The sequence below is a fragment of the Salinibacterium hongtaonis genome, assembly GCF_003065485.1.
Lineage (GTDB): Bacteria > Actinomycetota > Actinomycetes > Actinomycetales > Microbacteriaceae > Homoserinimonas > Homoserinimonas hongtaonis.
Genome location: NZ_CP026951.1, coordinates 1,544,551 through 1,561,229 on the forward strand (window position 1 = coordinate 1,544,551; position 16,679 = coordinate 1,561,229).

Consider the following 16,679-nt stretch of genomic DNA (forward strand, 5'->3'; position numbering starts at 1 on the left):
ACATCAGCCAGCAGGCCTGGCTGCGAGCATGCGCTCAAGTGCGATCTTGGCGGTGGATGCGACCCCGGGTTCCACCGTGATCTGGTTGAGAACCTCGCCTCGCACAAGAGCCTCGAGCACCCAGGCCAGGTATCCGGGATGGATGCGATACATGGTCGAACAGGGGCAAATTACGGGGTCGAGGCAAAAGATGGTGTGCTGCGGGTATTCGGCGGCGAGCCGCGACACCATGTTGATTTCGGTGCCAATCGCGAACGTCGTCGGCTCAGTGGCCGCGGCGACCGCCTTGAGGATGTAGTCGGTCGAGCCTGCCTCGTCTGCCGCATCCACTACGGGCATGGGGCACTCGGGGTGCACGATCACGCGAACACCGGGGTGGTCGACCCGTGCGCGGTCGATCTGGTCGGTCGTGAAGCGCTTGTGCACCGAGCAGAAGCCGTGCCAGAGCAGCACCCGCGCGTCGACCAGTTGCTGCGCCGTATTGCCGCCGAGGGGCTTGTTCGGGTTCCACAACGGCATCTGCTCGGGCGTGATGCCCATCGCCTTCGCCGTGTTGCGGCCGAGGTGCTGGTCGGGAAAGAACAGCACGCGCTGCCCGCGTTCGAACGCCCACTCGAGCACCGTCTGAGCATTTGACGACGTGCACACGATGCCACCGTGTTGCCCACAGAAGCCCTTGAGCGCCGCGGACGAGTTCATATAGGTGACGGGAACTATCGGCTGACGTCCCTGGGCGTCGGGCTCGGTGCCGTAGATGCGCTCAAGCTCGGCCCACGCCGAGGCCACCGAGTCGATGTCGGCCATATCGGCCATGGAGCATCCGGCTGCGAGGTTGGGCAGAATCACCGACTGCCCCGTCTGGGCCAGAATGTCGGCTGTCTCGGCCATAAAGTGCACGCCGCAGAAAACGATCGCTTCGGCCGACGGCACGGTCTGGGCAGCATTCGCCAGTTGGAACGAATCGCCAACGAAATCGGCGTAGCGGATGATCTCATCGCGCTGGTAGTGATGGCCCAGAATCACGAGCCGGTCACCCAGCACGCCCTTGGCATGACGGATGCGACGGTCGAGTTCGTCGGCAGACGCCGTGCGGTATTCCTCGGGCAAAACGCCCTGGCGCGGTGCCCCTGTCGGGATGACGTCGCTCATGGATGAACCGGGTCCGTAGCCGGGCACCGCGTCGAAGTTCCACGGTGATTCCACGAGGTCGGTCGTGCACAGGGCATCGCTCGAGGATGGCTTGCCCGTGAGGCGAATGCGCTGAATTGTGGTGTCGACTGAGGTCACGGTGGCTCCTGGCGGGTTGCGTCGCGATGCTGAGAATGCGCGTAATGGGGGCGGGCTGGCTCGTTATGACAAAGACGGGGAGGACGCGGCGTCGTCGAGCGGACTGCTGTCCACGAGGCTCACGGCATCGTTGTAGCGGTACAGGCGTGGCGGACGGTGGCGGCCCCCTGTGAGCACCTGGTCGGTGGCCACGACGCTGCCGGAGGCTTCGATCTGGCGGCGAAAATTGGCGGGGTCGAGCTTTGTGCGCAGCACTGCCTCGTGCACTTCTCGCAGTTGAGCGAGGGTGAAGGTGTCGCCGAGCAGGGCGTGGGCGATGCGGCTGTATTCCATCTTGGTGCGCAACCGCCACAGGGCGTATTCAACGATTGTGGAGTGGTCGAAAGCCAGGTCGGGAACCTCATCGGCAATAAACCACCGCACATTGTCACCCTCGGCCACCCGGTCTGCTTCGCCGGCGTGCACGAGAGCCCAGTAGACGATCGAAACGACGCGGGCGCCGGGGGAACGATCGGGTTCGCCAAACGCATAGAGCTGCTCCAGATAGCGCGGCTCGAGACCCGTGGTCGTCTTGAGGTTGCGCGCGGCGGCACCCGAAAGACTTTCGTCCGCGAGTAGCGGACCGCCCGGGAGCGCCCAGCGGCCGAGAAACGGCTCACGGATGCGGCGAACCAGCGGAATCCACAGAGTGGGAGACCCGCCATCTGGGTCGGGCCGCAGTGCGAAGATCACGGTGGAGATCGCGAGGCTGATCTCGTCGCCCATCTGCATCACCGCCGGAGGAGTCTGTAAAGGTCACTGTGACCTGAACAGATCCTAGCATTGGGGGCGCCGATGCCCTGAAATGTGTCGGTGGCTGCCGGTTAGGCAGAGGGAGCGTCGATTGCGCCGCCGAAACGGCGGTTGCGCTGGGCATAGAGCGTGATCGCCTGCCACAGCTGTTCCCGCGTGAAGTCGGGCCACAACGTGTCGAGAAATACCATCTCGGCATACGCGCTCTGCCACAGCATGAAGTTGCTCGTGCGCTGCTCCCCCGAGCTGCGCACAAAGAGATCCACATCGGGCAGTTCCGGCGCATAGAGATTGCGGGCGATCAGCTTCTCACTGACGGCGGACGGCCTGATCTTGCCTGCAGCGACATCCTCTGCGATGCGGCGCACGGCATCCGTAATCTCATTGCGACCGCCGTAGTTCACGCACATCGTGAGCGTGAGGGTGCTATTGCCAGCCGTCAGCTGTTCGGCGAACTCCAGCTCCTTGATCACGGAGGACCACAGGCGCGGCCTGCGTCCCGACCAGCGAACCCGAACTCCCCAGTCGTTGAGCTGATCGCGACGGCGGTGCAAAACGTCGCGGTTGAAGCCCATCAGAAAGCGCACTTCCTCGGGAGACCGCTTCCAGTTCTCGGTGGAGAACGCATAGACGCTGAGGTGCTTGACGCCTATCTGGATGGCCCCAGCCACGACATCGAGCAGGGCCGCCTCCCCCGCCTTGTGACCCTCCACGCGGGTGAGACCACGAGCGTTTGCCCATCGACCGTTGCCATCCATGACCAGCGCAACGTGGTCGGGTACAGCCCCCTTGGGCATGTCTGGCGGATAGATGCCGGTCCAGTCAATCGGCTTGAAATCGACAGCATCGCGGTGCGTCTTAGAAACTCGGCTCATTCAGGTGACCCTTCGGATGAGACCGACCGTCGCGCAATCGGCGCGGAACGGTCGACGTGTTCAAGGGAGCGAAGCTTGCGCTCCATATGAAACTGCGCATAGGCGGCAACGATGCCGCTGGCCTGAGAACGGGTGCGTTCGCTCGCGAGCTCCGCTGCCTCCCAGTCTCCCGCCAGCAGGGCGCTGAGCAGAGCGAGAGTGTCTCGATCGAGCCGAGGAGCCCCGGGAGGTGCAACCTCGTCGGCGACGACCCCACCGAGATGCACCACGAACGCGGAGTGCGGCCCCGGGGCACCCGTCATGGCGCAATCGACAAAGCTCGGCGACCATCCGGCGATGGCCAGGGCCCGCAGCAGATAGGAGTCGAGCGTGAGCCCGGAAGGATGCTCCTGCCGGGCGAGGGAGCGCAGAGCACCCACCAGAAGCAGAAACTGCTGGAGGCTACCCTCATCCTCCGTGAGCTTGTCTGCGGCCTCGACCATCGTGCTCGCCGCGGTATAGCTGCCGTAGTCGCTCGTGATCGCCGCCCCGTAGGAGCCAAGGGACTCGGCCTGTGTGATCACGTCGAGCGTGCGCCCCTCAAAGAACTGTGCGTCGGCCACCATAAACGGTTCAAGCCGCGCACCGAATTTGGAGGCGGTGCGCCGAACGCCTTTGGCCACTGCCCGGATCTTGCCGTGCTGGCGGCTCAGCATCGTGACAATACGATCCGCCTCACCCAGCTTGTGGGTTCGAAGGACGACAACTTCGTCACGATAGAGGGGCACCCATCAAGTATCCCCCGCCGCGGGCCTGCCACCGTGAATGCCGCGTGCTACAACTACAGCATGGAGCAAGCCTTTTCGATCCCGCTCTGGGCGGATCTCATCGCCGTATCAGCCGGCTCCATCATGGGGGCCATGTATGCGGCGGGCTTCACGAGCCGCCGCATCGACCTTTTGGGGGTCGCCGTAATCGGCATCGTCACGGGCATCGGCGGCGGAATCATGCGAGACCTCATGCTCAACGAGCCTCTCGCGGCACTTCAGACGAACTGGTATCTGCCCGTCGCGGTCGCCACAGCGCTGATTGGCATGCTTCTCGAGCGTACATTTCACCGCCTGCGTCATGTGCTTACGGCGGTCGACGCTCTTTCGCTCGGGCTCTTCGGCGCGATCGGCACAACAAAGGCCCTCGCCGCTGGCCTTCCAGCGATCCCCGCGATCTTTGTAGGGATGCTCGCCGCGGTCGGCGGCGGCCTTCTGCGCGACATGTTGCTCGCGACCCCGATCGCGATCATGCAGGTGGGGTCGCTCTACGCGGTCGCGGCCTTCTCGGGGGCAGGACTCATCGTGCTGCTCGAAACAGCAGGAGTCCCACCCCACATCGCAGCGCTCAGCGGCGTCGTTCTCACCTTTAGCGTGCGCATCCTGGCCGTACTCTTCAACTGGAGCCTGCCCGAGCAGAGGCGCCTCACCCAACTGCCACGACTACCCAGAATGTCGCTCGGCAAAGCGTGGCCCCGGCGCACATGGCGCCAGAGCAAGCCGGGTGTCAGCGCGCCAGAAGAGGGCTAGACGGAGGCAAGCTCGCGGTCGTCACTCGCCGTGCGGACGGCCCGGTTCACGGCTGAGACGATGGCCTTGAGAGACGCCGTCGAAATATCGGCGTCGATGCCAACACCCCACAGGGTGCGACCGTTAACGCTCAGTTCGACATACGCTGCGGCGAGGGCGTCGCCGCCCGCGCTCATGGCGTGCTCCTGGTAGTCGTACAGTGCGACATCGACGCCGCCCTTTTCGCGCACGATCTTAAGGAACGCGGCGATCGGGCCGTTGCCGGTGGCTTCGACCTCACGCACGTCGTCGCCTGCACGGAGCTTGACCTGCAGCGCAACGGAGCCATCCATGTCGCTCGATGTGCTCGTGCGCAGAATCTCGAACCGACCCCACTTTTGCTCGGCGTCATCGGCCGGCAGGTATTCGTCTCCGAAGATGTCCCAGATCTGGTCGCTCGTGACCTCGCCGCCCTCGGCATCGGTCTTCGCCTGCACTACGCCGCTGAACTCGATCTGCAGCTTGCGAGGGAGGTCGAGCGCGTGGTCGGTCTTGAGCAGATAAGCGACTCCGCCCTTGCCCGACTGTGAGTTGACGCGGATAACCGCCTCATAGCTGCGACCCAGGTCTTTGGGGTCGACCGGCAGATACGGGACCGCCCAGGTGAGGTCATCGACCGAAACACCCTTCTCGGCAGCCTCGGCCTCCATGGCCTCGAAGCCCTTCTTGATGGCGTCCTGATGCGAACCGCTGAATGCCGTGTAGACGAGGTCGCCCGCCCACGGGCTGCGCTCAGGCACGGGGAGCTGGTTGCAGTGCTCCGCAGTGCGCTTGATGCGGTCAAGATCGCTGAAGTCGATCTGCGGATCGATGCCCTGCGTGAAGAGGTTGATGCCCAGAGCAACGAGGTCAACATTGCCGGTGCGCTCACCGTTGCCAAAGAGGCATCCCTCGATGCGGTCGCCGCCAGCCATGTAACCGAGCTCGGCCGCAGCCACTGCTGTGCCACGGTCGTTGTGGGGATGCAGGCTCAGGATCACGTTCTCGCGGTGGTTAAGGTTGCGAGACATCCACTCGATCGAGTCTGCGTAAACATTGGGGCTCGCCATCTCGACCGTGGCGGGCAGGTTGATGATGACCTTGCGCTCCGGGGTCGGCTCGAGCACTTCGAGCACCTGGTTGCACACGTCGACGGCAAACTCGAGCTCGGTGCCCGTGAAGCTCTCGGGCGAGTACTCGTAGTAGATCTCCGTGCCCTCGGCGATGGATTCGGCCGCACGGCACAGGCGGGCACCCTCAAGCGCGATGTCGATGATTCCCTGCTTGTCGGTGCGAAAAACCACGTCGCGCTGCAGGATGCTCGTGGAGTTGTAGAGGTGAACGATCGCCTGCTTGGCACCCTTGATCGACTCGTACGTGCGGTTAATCAGGGACTCACGGGCCTGGGTCAGCACCTGAATCGTCACATCATCGGGAATCAGGTTCTCTTCGATGAGGCTGCGGACGAAGTCGAAGTCGGTCTGGCTCGCCGAGGGGAACCCGACCTCGATCTCCTTGTAGCCCATCTCGACGAGGAGCTCGAACATTATGCGCTTACGCTCGGGGCTCATCGGGTCGATGAGGGCCTGGTTTCCATCGCGAAGGTCGACGGCGCACCAGCGTGGTGCCTCCGTGATGCGCTGGGCTGGCCACGTGCGATCGGGCAGATCGACCGCAATCATCTCGTGGAATGGGCGGTACTTGTGGATCGGCATACCCGAGGCTTTTTGTGTGTTCTTCATGTCCTGTAGTTCTCTCTCGCTTGATTAGGTCAGCCGACGACGAACACCGCGACGAGGGAGGCCTGGAACTAGGACTCGTCGCGGCAGCTAAGGAGAAGCAGACCGAACAGCACGAACTCAGGTTATCACCCCTTTTTGCGCCGTTATCAAATCGAGAGGGCAACCCGGCCAGCCGGGTTGCCCTCCCCTCTCAGTCAGTCGGCGGCGAGAGCCAGCACCGGCGTAACCGATGTGGCCTTGCGCGCCGGGATTTGAGCCGCCGCGAGCGTGAGCAACGCGGATCCCACAGCGAGGACGATGAGGAGGAACCACGGAACTGTGGGCAAGACGAGTCCGGGGCCGCCGAACATGCTGCCCAAAAGCGACTGCGCACCCGCCCAGCCGTACAGCACACCGAGCACGAGGCCGATTCCCACACCCGTCACCGTGAGCTGAGCGCTCTCGGCCACGACCATCCCGCGCACCTGCCGACCGGTAAAGCCCAGGGCCCTCAGCAATCCGAGCTCTCTCGTTCGTTGAATCACGCTCAGCGAGAGGTTGTTGATCATTCCAAACGCCGCGATGACCGCAGAGAAGCCGATGAGTGCCGTGAAGATCGCCATCGTTATGGCAATCACGTCGTCGGTGCCTGCATAGGCCTCTGGCTCGTTCTGCTGGGCCGCCGCGATCATGTCTGCGTAGCCCTGTGCCGCGACAGAGAACGTGGTGATGAGGGTCACACCGATGACCAACCCGATCGTCGTTCGCGCGCTGCGCTCCGGATACCGCGTGCTGTTCTCCGCCGCCATCTGAGCCGATGCCGACGACCCAAACCAGCGGCCGGTGAGACGCAGAAGCGGAGGAATAACGAGGTGAGCGCCGATGACGACGCCCGTGAACGAAGCGATTCCGCCGAAGAACGCGACGATGAAGCCGAGCCCGTTGACAAGCCCGAGAACCACACCGACGCCGAGCGCGACAAGCCCTCCGAAGAAGAACAGCGCTGCGACACCATTGCGCACAGGGCGGCGCCGCGTCTCTTCGCGTGAGCGCTCCTGCGCGGCACCCGTCGCCTGGATCGGGGTCACGACGAGAACCCGGCGCGAGCCGACCCACGAGGCACCCCACGTCGCCACAACCACAACACCTGCGGGCATAACGATGAGCGGGTCGATGGCGCCGTAATCGAGATCAGGAACCGCCCCTGTGGCCCGCGCCAGCTCGAGTGCGGCGGTAACGATCACGAGGCCGACCGCTGCGCCGATAGCCGCACCCACCGCCCCGACCGCGAGGCCCTCTCGTGCAACCGAGAGACGCAGAGTCTTGGCCGTCGCGCCGACAAGTCGCATGAGGGCAATCGTGCGGGTGCGACCCGCGATGATCGTGGCGAACGTGTTGGCCGTCACAATCGAACCGACGTACACCGCGATCAGGATGAAGACGGAGGCCACCATGGCCAACGCCAGCTGAACCGAATTGCGAGCCGAGATGTCGTTCTGCGCCACTATCGCCGTGAGATAGCCCGTCGTTTGAATAAGTCCGACCCCAAAGGCGGCGCTCAGCGCCGTGACGATGAGACTCGATGTGTGGTCTTTGAGTCCACGGCTGTGTGATGTCGAGACCGTCACTTGGCCAACTCCATACCGAGCATGAACGAGCTGATCTGCTCGGGCGTGCTGCGCCCGTGTTCGGCCACAAGTCGCCCATCGGCGAGAAAAACGATGCGGTCGGCATAGCTTGCCGCAATGGGGTCGTGGGTCACCATGGCGATACTCTGCCCATACCCCGTGCACGCCGCGGCGAGCAATGCCAAGACCTCGCGGCCCGTGCGCGAGTCGAGGTTGCCCGTGGGCTCGTCAGCGAAGATGAGGTCGGGGCGGGTCGCCAGGGCGCGGGCGATAGCGACGCGCTGCTGCTGCCCTCCCGAGAGTTCATGAGGACGGTGCGTGAGCCGTGGCGAAAGCCCGAGCGAGTCGATGAGGTCATCGATCCACTTCTTCTCCTGAACAGAAGGGCGGCGGCCGTCGAGCATGAACGGAAGGTGGATGTTGCCGCTTACGTCAAGGGTCGGCACCAGGTTGAAGGCCTGAAACACGAATCCGATGCGCCGTCGCCGTAGCAGGGTCAGTTCGGTGTCGCCCAGGCCCGTTACCTCGGTATCCCCGATCCAGGCGGAGCCCGACGTGGGCGAATCGAGGCCAGCCATGATGTGCATGAGAGTTGATTTGCCCGATCCGCTGGGCCCCATGATGGCGGTGAATTCACCGCGACGAAGCTCGAGCGTGACGCCGTCGAGTGCCGTAACGGTCGTTGCTCCTGATCCATACGCCTTGGTGACGTGAGAGACGCGCGCTACTGCCGCGGATGATTCGGTGCGCGACCCATCGGAGGGGCCGGGATTGGCAGGTGTGATTGTCATAGACCCACGCTATTTTTTGCGGGGCCTCCGGGGCATCGGGCTCAAGTAGCTCCCGCATCCCTCTTCAGGATGACCTTGCAGCGCCGGCGTACATCTCTGGCCACCGCGCGAACCTCTGGCTATCAGTTGCCCGTGAGCTCGTGCTCGAACGCGTAGACAACCAACTGCACACGATCGCGTAGCGACAGCTTGGAGAGGATGCGACTGATGTGTGTCTTGACGGTCGCCTCGCTGAGAAACTCCTGCTGCGCGATCTCGGAGTTGCTCAGGCCCCGCGCGGCCAGCACGAAGATGTCTCGCTCCCGTGAGGTGAGGTTCTCGAACTCTGCGGGGGTCGCCGTGACTGCTGATGCCCCGCTGAAGTGCTCGAAAAGCTCACGAGTCGCCGAAGCGGCAATCACGGCGTTGCCCGCGTGAACCGTGCGAATTGCGGCAAGCAGAAACTCGGGGTCGGCATCTTTCAGCACAAAGCCGCTTGCGCCGCCCCTAATTGCCCGGGTCGCAGCTTCATCCAGATCGAATGTCGTGAGAACAATCACCCGAGGAGTGGCAGAGCCGTTCTTAGCGGCGTTCGCCACAATCTCGGCTGTCGCGTCAATGCCATCCATGATCGGCATACGGATGTCCATGAGCATCACGTCGGGGCGCTGGGCCAGAGCGAGGGCGACACCTTCTTGCCCGTTGCTGGCCTCCCCCACGAACTCAAGGTCGGGCTGTGATGAGACCAGCATGCGGATTCCAGCACGAAAGAGCGACTGGTCGTCGACGAGCGCCACTCTGATCTGATCGGTCATGACGACTCCTTGAGGGTGGGAGCGGTGGTGGTCGGCACCGAATGGGGCAACGAAAGCGAGACCACGAACAGCCCGGATGTGGGCCGGGCGGTCAGGTCGCCGCCCGCAAGCACAGCGCGCTCCCGCATGCCCGCAAGGCCGTGACCGAGTGGCGGGGCCAGTTGCGCATCCGCGCGCATGTGGTTGGTCACCGTCACGTGCAGCCCGAGCGGCGACCAGGCGATCTCCAACTCGACGGGCTGGTCGACATCCCCATGGCGGAGCGCATTCGTGAGGGCTTCTTGGATCACGCGATACGCCGCGAGCTGCTGCCCCTGCGCCAAGGGCAGAGGCTCACCGGTCTCGCGAACCTCGATAGAGAGGCCCGCCTGGCGAAGTTGCCCCACGAGCCGGTCGAGATCGGCAAGGCTCGGCTGCGGCCCCTCGGCCTGATTGTGTCGGAGCTGCGAGAGCAGGAGGCGAACATCGCCGAGCGCCTCTCGCGCGGTCGAAGAAATGGTTGTCAGGGCACCATCGACAGCGGTGGGATCTGTGAGCCTGGCGTAGCGGGCGCCGTCTGATTGCGCGATGACGACCGCAAGGGAGTGCGCGACGATGTCGTGCATATCCCGCGCGATGCGGTTGCGCTCCTGTTCGACAATGACCTCGCGCTGAGCGATGCGCTGCTCCGCCTCGGCCTTAGCCTGGGCCGACCTGCTCTCGCCGGCGAGGCGCCGAGTGCGCGCAAGGAGCCCGAGCGTCCAGCTCAGTCCGAGACCCACGAGCGCGAAGATCAGGATGCCCGCGAACACCTGAATCACTTCGTTCAGCGGCGCGCCCCTGAGAAAGACATCGATCGTGAGGTAGATCGCGATCACGAGGGAACCCGCTATCGCAGAACCAAGGCCAGCCCACTTGAGAACCCGGCCGCCATAGGCCGCTGTCGTGAACAGCACTGCGAGGATCGCGAGGTTGGAGACGTCGGGGCCGAGCTGGGCCACAAGCTGAAAGCCAGCGCCAACCCAGGCCACAACCAGAGCGAGCGCAGGGCTTGCCCGGCGCAGGGCAAGCGCCGTCGCCATGATGATGACGACGACATACATCGCCGGTTCGGCCACCGTGATCGCAAGCCGCAGCAGAACGCAAAATATGGCCAGCGAAATATCGAACACCAGCTGGCGCCTGGTGATCTCCCGAAAGAGATTCACGCCGCTAGAAGCCGAGCCGGCCGAGCTGCTTGGCGTCACGCTGCCACTCCTTGGCCACCTTCACCCGGAGGGAGAGAAACACCTTGCTGCCGATGAGGGGCTCGATCTGCGCCCGCGCCCGTGCGCCGACCTCGGCGAGACGGGAGCCCTTGTGGCCGATGATGATGCCCTTCTGGCTGTCGCGCTCTACGAACAGGTTGGCGTAGATCTCAACGAGCTCTTTGTCGTCTCGCTCGATGATGTCGTCGATCGTAATGGCAATCGAATGAGGCAGCTCGTCTTGAACGCCCTCAAGTGCTGCCTCGCGAATGAACTCGGCAATGCGGTCTTCCATCGCCTCTTCGGTCACGGTCTCGGCCGGGTAGAGAGGCGGGGATTCTGGTAGCAAGGCAATCAGTTCCTTGGTCAGAACATCCAGCTGGATGCTCGTGAGCGCAGAAACGGGGATGATGGCCTCCCAGTCGCGCAGCTGGGAGACAGCAAGCAGCTGCTCTGCGACGGATGCTTTTGATGCCGCATCGACCTTGGTGACAATGGCGACCTTCTTGGCGCGGGGAAACGAATCTAGCTGCTCATTGATGAAGCGATCGCCCGGGCCGAGCTTTTCGTTGGCAGGCACGCAGAAGCAGATCACGTCGACCTCGCCGAGCGTGTCTTGCACGACAGCATTGAGGCGCTCACCCAGGAGCGTGCGGGGGCGGTGCATGCCGGGCGTATCGACCAGGATGAGCTGGCCAGATTCCTTGTGCACAATGCCGCGAATGGCGCGGCGGGTGGTCTGCGGCTTGCTGCTCGTGATGGCGACTTTCTCGCCGACGAGTGCGTTGGTGAGCGTCGACTTGCCGACGTTGGGGCGACCTACAAAGGTCACAAAGCCCGCGCGGTGCTGGGTGTCGGTCATGGGGTGTAACTCTCGCTCTCGCTGTCAGATTCTGTGTCGCTCTCGGAGCCATCATCGCGCACGACCCGGGTATCGGGCTCGGCAATGAGGGTGACGAGGCGTTTGCGCCGGCCATCGGTTCTCTCGGCCGTGAGGGTGACTCCGTAGACGTGGACGGTATCCCCCGGCTCTGCGAGCCTGCCCAGCGCCTTGGTGAAAAGCCCGCCGACCGAGTCGACATCGTCGTCATCAAGGTCAAGGTCAAAGAGCTCTCCGAGTTCATCGACAGGGAGCCGAGCGGCGACCCGAAAGCGGCCATCACCGAGATCCTTGACCTCCTGGAGCGCCCGGTCGTACTCGTCAGAGATATCGCCGACGAGTTCCTCGATGAGGTCCTCCATCGTGACGAGCCCGGCGATTCCGCCGTATTCGTCCACGACCATCGCAAGATGGTTCGATTCGAGCTGCATCTGGCGCAAGAGGTCGTCTGCCTTTTGCGATTCCGGCACAAACAGCGCGGGGCGCACAAGCTGGGCCGTGGTGAGCTTGGTGAGGTCGGACGGCCGCTCATGACTGAGACGGGCGACGTCGCGAAGGTAGAGAACGCCGAGCACCTCGTCGACATCTTCGCCCACGACGGGGATGCGCGATACGCCCTTGCCAAAGAACAGCCCCAGGGCTTCCGCGAGAAGCGCAGTTCCCTCGATCGTCACAGCATCGGTACGGGGCACCATGACCTCGCGCACGACCGTCTGGTTGAACTCGAAGATCGAGTGGATCAGCTCTCGGTCTTCCTCCTCGAGCACGTCTAGCGCGGTTGCTTCGTCGACCATGCTCAGCAGCTGTTGTTCAGAACTGAATGTTGCCGTCTTGGGGCGACCAGGAGTGACCCTGTTGCCCACCGCCACAAGCGCAGCCGCGATCGGCCCCAGCAGCACCCTCAGCGCGTGAACCAACCACGCGGTCGCAATCACAATGGGGCGCGCATGTTCCCGCCCAACGCTGCGCGGGCTAGAACCGACGAGCACGAATGACGCGATGATCATGACGAGTGCCGAGCAGATGAGGGCAAGCCACCACTGTCCGATCACGGTCGTAAAGCTCATCGTGACCAAAACGGCAGCTGTTGTCTCCGCCGCGATGCGCATGAAGTTGACGGCGTTGAGGTGCGGGCCGATGTCAGCGGCGATCGCCAGAAGCGACTTCTCGCTACGGGATCCCTGTGCCATCTCCTGCAGGTCGTTGCGGGAGAGCACACCCAGGGCGGCGTCTGCTGCCGCCAGGAGTCCGCCGAATGCGACGAGCACAACGGCGACAATCGCAAAGATCACGGTCATCGAGAACTCCGCAGCTCAGATGAATGTGGGCGGTTCATCACTGAGGGTTGCGTCATCACTGAGGGTCGCGCTCCTGCACGGCAAAGCCGGCGAGAATGTCGCGCTGCAGGCCGAACATTTCGCGCTCCTCATCAGGCTCGGCGTGATCGAAGCCGAGCAGGTGAAGAATGCCGTGGGTGGTGAGCAGCAGCAGCTCGTCCATGAGGGTGTGTCCGGCCGTTTCGGCCTGCGACTGCGCGACCTGAGGGCACAGCACAACATCGCCGAGCAGACCAGCGGGGGTAATGGCGTCTTCTGTGCCGGGCCGGAGCTCGTCCATGGGAAAGCTCAGAACATCCGTTGGGCCCGGCTCGTCCATCCACTGCACATGGAGCTGCTCCATGGCTGCCTCGTCGACCAGCACGATCGACAGCTCGGCGTCGGGATGCACGTGGAGCTCGTCTAGCGCGTAGGTCGCCAGGCGCTGCAGTGCGGTCTCGTCGACCTCCACAACTGACTCGTTGTTGATCTCGATGCTCATAGTGCACTCTCTCCGCGCCCTGTGGCGTCTCGTCGGTCTGCGCGAACGCGCTGCCGGTCTTCGTCGTACCGGGTATAGGCATCCACGATCTGGGCTACCAGCGTGTGCCGCACAACATCGTCGCTCGTGAGGTACGAAAAATGGATGTCGTCAAGGGTGTCGAGCACCTGCGTCACGAGAGTGAGACCACTCGTGCCCGTCGGCAGGTCGACCTGCGTGATGTCGCCCGTGACGACCATGCGCGACCCGAATCCGAGACGCGTCAGGAACATCTTCATCTGCTCCGGCGTGGTGTTCTGCGCCTCGTCAAGGATCACGAAGGAGTTGTTCAGCGTGCGCCCTCGCATATAGGCCAGCGGGGCGACCTCGATCGTGCCGATGGCCAGGAGCTTGCCCACGACCTCCGGGTCCATCATCTCGTTGAGCGCGTCGTAGAGGGGTCGCAGGTAAGGGTCGATCTTGTCAGTCAGCGAGCCGGGCAAGAATCCAAGACGCTCGCCAGCTTCGACGGCCGGCCTCGTGAGGATGATGCGGTCGACCTCCTTGCGCTGCAGGGCCTGCACCGCCTTGGCCATCGCCAGGTAGGTCTTTCCCGTGCCGGCGGGGCCGATGCCGAATACGACGGTGTTCTCATCGATCGCATCGACATACGCCCGCTGCCCTGAGGTCTTGGGCCTAATGCTCTTGCCACGGCTCATCAATATCGTCTGCCCGAGCACATCCGTCGGCCGCTCGCCGGAGCTGCCCGCGATGATGCGGGCAGACTCGGTGACGTCACGATCGGTCAGCTCGTGGGTTTCGCCGGCCAGAGCGAGAAGCTCCTCGACAAGCGTGTTGGCTGCGCGGACCTGCGCTGCGGGCCCCTCAAGCGCGATTTCGTTGCCACGAACAAATACCGAGACAAGCGGATGCTGATCCTCGATCGTGCGCAGCAGTCGATCCTGCGGCCCCAAGAGGTCGACCATCGAGACGGTATCGACATGGATCACCGTGCGAAGCGAGTCGCCGCTTGCTCCGCCGGTCCGTGCAGTGTCAGTCGCCAAGGGAGCCTTCCGAGAGGGTGCCGCCCAAAACGTGAGCGTGCACATGGAATACGGTCTGGCCGGCGCTCTCGCCGGTGTTGAATACGAGGCGGAACTCGCCTCCACAGTGCTCATCCGCCAGGGCCTGCGCCGTCGCAACCATCTCCGCAAGCAGAGCCGGATCGCCGGCCGCAAGTTCTGCGACGTTGCGGTACTGCGGGTCGCGGGGAATCACCAGCAAATGCACGGGCGCCTTAGGCGCAATGTCGCGAATGGCGATAACACGCTCGCCGTCGAACACGACATCGGCAGGAATTTCACCGGCGATGATGCGGGAGAAGATCGATGGTTCGGCTGCGGCAGACATGCCACAAGCTTAAGCGCAAACGCCTGAGGCGGTGGCTACCAGCGACCAAGCTGCGCATTGAGCACAGCGATCGCGGCAGGCCCGGCAGTGCTGGTGCGGAGGATGCCGTCGCCGAGCTTGACGAGAACAGCGCCTGCGTCGCGCAGGCTTGAGAGTTCGCCATCAGCGACGCCGCCCTCAGGGCCCACGACCAACACGACCTCGTCGTGCCTCTCAAGCTCATCCCTGCTGAGCTCCGTGAGCCGCTTTTCCGCGGTCGGTTCAAGGACCAGGATGAGCGCGCTGCCGCCCCGCGCCGCCAGTTGTTTGGTCGTTGCCACCTCCCCAACAGCGGGCACCCACGGGCGCATCGACTGCTTGCTCGCCTCGCGCACGATCGAATGCCAGCGTTCCCTGCCCTTGGAGGCCTTGGCGGCATCCCAGCGAACGATCGACCGCTGAGCCGCCCACGGAATGACGGTGTCTACCCCGAGTTCCGTCGCCGACTGCACCGCGCTCTCATCCCGCCCGCCCTTGGCGAGGGCTTGGGCGAGAACGAGCGCCGGTGTCGGCCGAGGAAACTGCGTCACGGTCTGCGCGACGACGCTCAGCAGATCGGGCCGAGCCTCGGTCACCTCACCGGTGACGACGAGACCGGCCCCGTTGCCAATCGACAACGACTCCCCGACCCGGATGCGGCTCACGCTAACGGCGTGCTTCGCCTCGGCACCCGTAACCGACACGGTCGCGCCGACGCTGGCAGAGGCAAGGGATTCTGCGAGGTAGAAGTGCGCCATCTACAGGTTGAGGAACCGGTCACGGAGCTTCTGAAAAAGTCCCTGCTGAAAGTGCGACAGGTGCGGAGGCACAGAATGCTGCGAACGGGCAAGCTCCTGCACAAGCTCGCGCGACTTGGAATTGAGCTTGGTCGGGGTGAGCACCTGAACGCCGATCTTGAGGTCGCCACGGCCAGCGCCGCGAAGGTGCGTGATTCCGCGGTCCTTGACCGTAATGACCTCGGCGCTCTGCGTTCCCGGCTTGACCTCGACCTCGACCGGGCCATCCAGCGACTCAAAGACGGCGGTCGTGCCAAGAATGGCATCCGTCATCTGCACCTCAAGCGTCGCGAGCAGGTCATCGCCATTGCGGCTAAAGACATCGTGGTGGCGCACCTTGATCTCGAGGTATAGGTCGCCGTTGGGGCCTCCGGCAGCGCCGACCTCCCCCTGCCCAGGCATCTGCAGACGCAGCCCCGTGTCGACTCCGGCGGGAATGTCGACGGGGATGCGGCGACGGGCGCGAACGCGGCCCTGACCGGAACACGTGGGGCACGGGTTCGGAATGACGGTGCCGTAACCACGGCACGTTCCACACGGACTCGAGGTCATGACGTTGCCGAGCAGGCTGCGCACAGAGCGCTGGATGAGGCCGCTACCACCACAGATGTCACACGTGGCCAGGTCGGTGCCCGGCGCACAGCATGAGCCACCGCACGTCTTGCAAGTGACTGCGGTATCGACCTCGACCTCGTGCTGGGTGCCGAAGATGACATCGGCGAGCTCGATCTCTACGCGGATGAGCGCATCCTGGCCGCGCTCCGTGCGGGAGCGCGGAGGGCGGGTTCCGCCCCCACCGCCGCCGAAGAACGTCTCGAAAATGTCTCCGAAACCGCCGAAGCCACCGCCGCCGAAGCCCTGCTGGCCGCCCATGTCATAGGACTGTCGCTGCTGAGGGTCCGAAAGAACGTCGTAGGCGTGCGTGACCTCTTTGAAGCGTTCCGATGCGTCGGGGGCCGAATTCACGTCGGGGTGCAACTCACGCGCAAGGCGACGGTAGGCCTTCTTGATCTCCTCGGGGGTTGCCGAGCGCTCGACGCCCAAAACTTCGTAGTGGTCTGCCAATGTTGTTCCTCAATATGATCGTGC

Annotated in this window: 17 protein-coding genes; 1 reads left to right on the plus strand and 16 read right to left on the minus strand. The window is 63.9% G+C overall.

Translation table 11 applies throughout. The features are described from left to right. Positions 1 to 3: 3 nt before the first annotated feature. The 4 genes from nadA to recO form a co-directional block, all read right to left on the minus strand. Positions 4 to 1,287, minus strand: coding sequence for a quinolinate synthase NadA (gene nadA, locus C2138_RS07450; protein WP_108516729.1), 1,284 nt, complete (start codon positions 1,285 to 1,287; stop codon positions 4 to 6). 63 nt (positions 1,288 to 1,350) lie between these two features. Continuing rightward, the gene (locus C2138_RS07455; RefSeq protein WP_108516730.1) at positions 1,351 to 2,052 is read right to left on the minus strand and encodes an NUDIX hydrolase; all 702 of its coding nucleotides are present in this window, start codon (positions 2,050 to 2,052) and stop codon (positions 1,351 to 1,353) included. 98 nt (positions 2,053 to 2,150) lie between these two features. Beyond that, positions 2,151 to 2,954 carry an isoprenyl transferase gene (locus tag C2138_RS07460; RefSeq protein WP_108516732.1) on the minus strand — a complete coding sequence of 268 codons (804 nt, stop codon included), beginning with the start codon at positions 2,952 to 2,954 and terminating at the stop codon, positions 2,151 to 2,153. Beyond that, on the minus strand, positions 2,951 to 3,721 hold the full coding sequence (recO, locus tag C2138_RS07465) for a DNA repair protein RecO (protein WP_108516734.1): 771 nt from the start codon (positions 3,719 to 3,721) through the stop codon (positions 2,951 to 2,953). The genes C2138_RS07460 and recO overlap by 4 nt, the downstream gene beginning before the upstream one ends. Positions 3,722 to 3,781: 60 nt before the next feature. Here recO and C2138_RS07470 point away from each other — a divergent pair, with 60 nt between their 5' ends. After that, complete coding sequence (locus C2138_RS07470) at positions 3,782 to 4,510, plus strand: trimeric intracellular cation channel family protein (RefSeq protein ID WP_108516736.1); 729 nt, start codon at positions 3,782 to 3,784, stop codon at positions 4,508 to 4,510. On the opposite strand, the gene leuA is transcribed toward C2138_RS07470, so the two are convergent. The 12 genes from leuA to dnaJ form a co-directional block, all read right to left on the minus strand. Then, positions 4,507 to 6,270: a 2-isopropylmalate synthase gene (gene leuA, locus C2138_RS07475; RefSeq protein WP_108516738.1), complete on the minus strand. Its 1,764-nt coding sequence runs from the start codon at positions 6,268 to 6,270 to the stop codon at positions 4,507 to 4,509. The genes C2138_RS07470 and leuA overlap by 4 nt on opposite strands. 194 nt (positions 6,271 to 6,464) lie before the next feature. Next, complete coding sequence (locus C2138_RS07480; RefSeq protein WP_108516740.1) at positions 6,465 to 7,877, minus strand: ABC transporter permease; 1,413 nt, start codon at positions 7,875 to 7,877, stop codon at positions 6,465 to 6,467. Continuing rightward, a complete protein-coding gene (locus C2138_RS07485; protein ID WP_108516742.1) occupies positions 7,874 to 8,668 on the minus strand; it encodes an ABC transporter ATP-binding protein in 795 nt (264 codons plus the stop codon). The genes C2138_RS07480 and C2138_RS07485 overlap by 4 nt, the downstream gene beginning before the upstream one ends. A gap of 122 nt (positions 8,669 to 8,790) precedes the next feature. Next, complete coding sequence (locus tag C2138_RS07490) at positions 8,791 to 9,462, minus strand: response regulator (protein WP_108516743.1); 672 nt, start codon at positions 9,460 to 9,462, stop codon at positions 8,791 to 8,793. Further along, on the minus strand, positions 9,459 to 10,688 hold the full coding sequence (locus C2138_RS07495) for a sensor histidine kinase (RefSeq protein WP_108516745.1): 1,230 nt from the start codon (positions 10,686 to 10,688) through the stop codon (positions 9,459 to 9,461). Before C2138_RS07495 ends, C2138_RS07490 begins: the two co-directional genes overlap by 4 nt. Next, positions 10,654 to 11,550: a GTPase Era gene (gene era, locus C2138_RS07500; protein ID WP_108516746.1), complete on the minus strand. Its 897-nt coding sequence runs from the start codon at positions 11,548 to 11,550 to the stop codon at positions 10,654 to 10,656. Before era ends, C2138_RS07495 begins: the two co-directional genes overlap by 35 nt. Next, on the minus strand, positions 11,547 to 12,866 hold the full coding sequence (locus tag C2138_RS07505; protein WP_108516748.1) for a hemolysin family protein: 1,320 nt from the start codon (positions 12,864 to 12,866) through the stop codon (positions 11,547 to 11,549). Before C2138_RS07505 ends, era begins: the two co-directional genes overlap by 4 nt. Before the next feature lie 55 nt (positions 12,867 to 12,921). Further along, positions 12,922 to 13,386, minus strand: a complete 465-nt coding sequence (ybeY, locus tag C2138_RS07510; RefSeq protein WP_108516749.1) for an rRNA maturation RNase YbeY — start codon at positions 13,384 to 13,386, stop codon at positions 12,922 to 12,924. Further along, positions 13,383 to 14,351: a PhoH family protein gene (locus C2138_RS07515; protein WP_233245562.1), complete on the minus strand. Its 969-nt coding sequence runs from the start codon at positions 14,349 to 14,351 to the stop codon at positions 13,383 to 13,385. The genes ybeY and C2138_RS07515 overlap by 4 nt, the downstream gene beginning before the upstream one ends. Positions 14,352 to 14,418: 67 nt before the next feature. After that, the gene (locus C2138_RS07520; RefSeq protein WP_108516752.1) at positions 14,419 to 14,775 is read right to left on the minus strand and encodes a histidine triad nucleotide-binding protein; all 357 of its coding nucleotides are present in this window, start codon (positions 14,773 to 14,775) and stop codon (positions 14,419 to 14,421) included. A gap of 35 nt (positions 14,776 to 14,810) precedes the next feature. Then, on the minus strand, positions 14,811 to 15,551 hold the full coding sequence (locus C2138_RS07525; protein ID WP_108516754.1) for a 16S rRNA (uracil(1498)-N(3))-methyltransferase: 741 nt from the start codon (positions 15,549 to 15,551) through the stop codon (positions 14,811 to 14,813). Further along, the gene (gene dnaJ, locus C2138_RS07530; protein WP_108516755.1) at positions 15,552 to 16,655 is read right to left on the minus strand and encodes a molecular chaperone DnaJ; all 1,104 of its coding nucleotides are present in this window, start codon (positions 16,653 to 16,655) and stop codon (positions 15,552 to 15,554) included. Between the last annotated feature and the right edge of the window lie 24 nt (positions 16,656 to 16,679).

Coding starts and splice junctions, on each gene's coding strand:
- C2138_RS07455 (WP_108516730.1), bottom strand. CDS start 2,052: ATGGGCGACGAGATCAGCCTCGCGATCTCCACCGTGATCTTCGCACTG.
- C2138_RS07460 (WP_108516732.1), bottom strand. CDS start 2,954: ATGAGCCGAGTTTCTAAGACGCACCGCGATGCTGTCGATTTCAAGCCG.
- C2138_RS07470 (WP_108516736.1), top strand. CDS start 3,782: ATGGAGCAAGCCTTTTCGATCCCGCTCTGGGCGGATCTCATCGCCGTA.
- leuA (WP_108516738.1), bottom strand. CDS start 6,270: ATGAAGAACACACAAAAAGCCTCGGGTATGCCGATCCACAAGTACCGC.
- C2138_RS07485 (WP_108516742.1), bottom strand. CDS start 8,668: ATGACAATCACACCTGCCAATCCCGGCCCCTCCGATGGGTCGCGCACC.
- C2138_RS07490 (WP_108516743.1), bottom strand. CDS start 9,462: ATGACCGATCAGATCAGAGTGGCGCTCGTCGACGACCAGTCGCTCTTT.
- era (WP_108516746.1), bottom strand. CDS start 11,550: ATGACCGACACCCAGCACCGCGCGGGCTTTGTGACCTTTGTAGGTCGC.
- C2138_RS07505 (WP_108516748.1), bottom strand. CDS start 12,866: ATGACCGTGATCTTTGCGATTGTCGCCGTTGTGCTCGTCGCATTCGGC.
- ybeY (WP_108516749.1), bottom strand. CDS start 13,386: ATGAGCATCGAGATCAACAACGAGTCAGTTGTGGAGGTCGACGAGACC.
- C2138_RS07515 (WP_233245562.1), bottom strand. CDS start 14,351: ATGGTCGACCTCTTGGGGCCGCAGGATCGACTGCTGCGCACGATCGAG.
- C2138_RS07520 (WP_108516752.1), bottom strand. CDS start 14,775: ATGTCTGCCGCAGCCGAACCATCGATCTTCTCCCGCATCATCGCCGGT.
- C2138_RS07525 (WP_108516754.1), bottom strand. CDS start 15,551: ATGGCGCACTTCTACCTCGCAGAATCCCTTGCCTCTGCCAGCGTCGGC.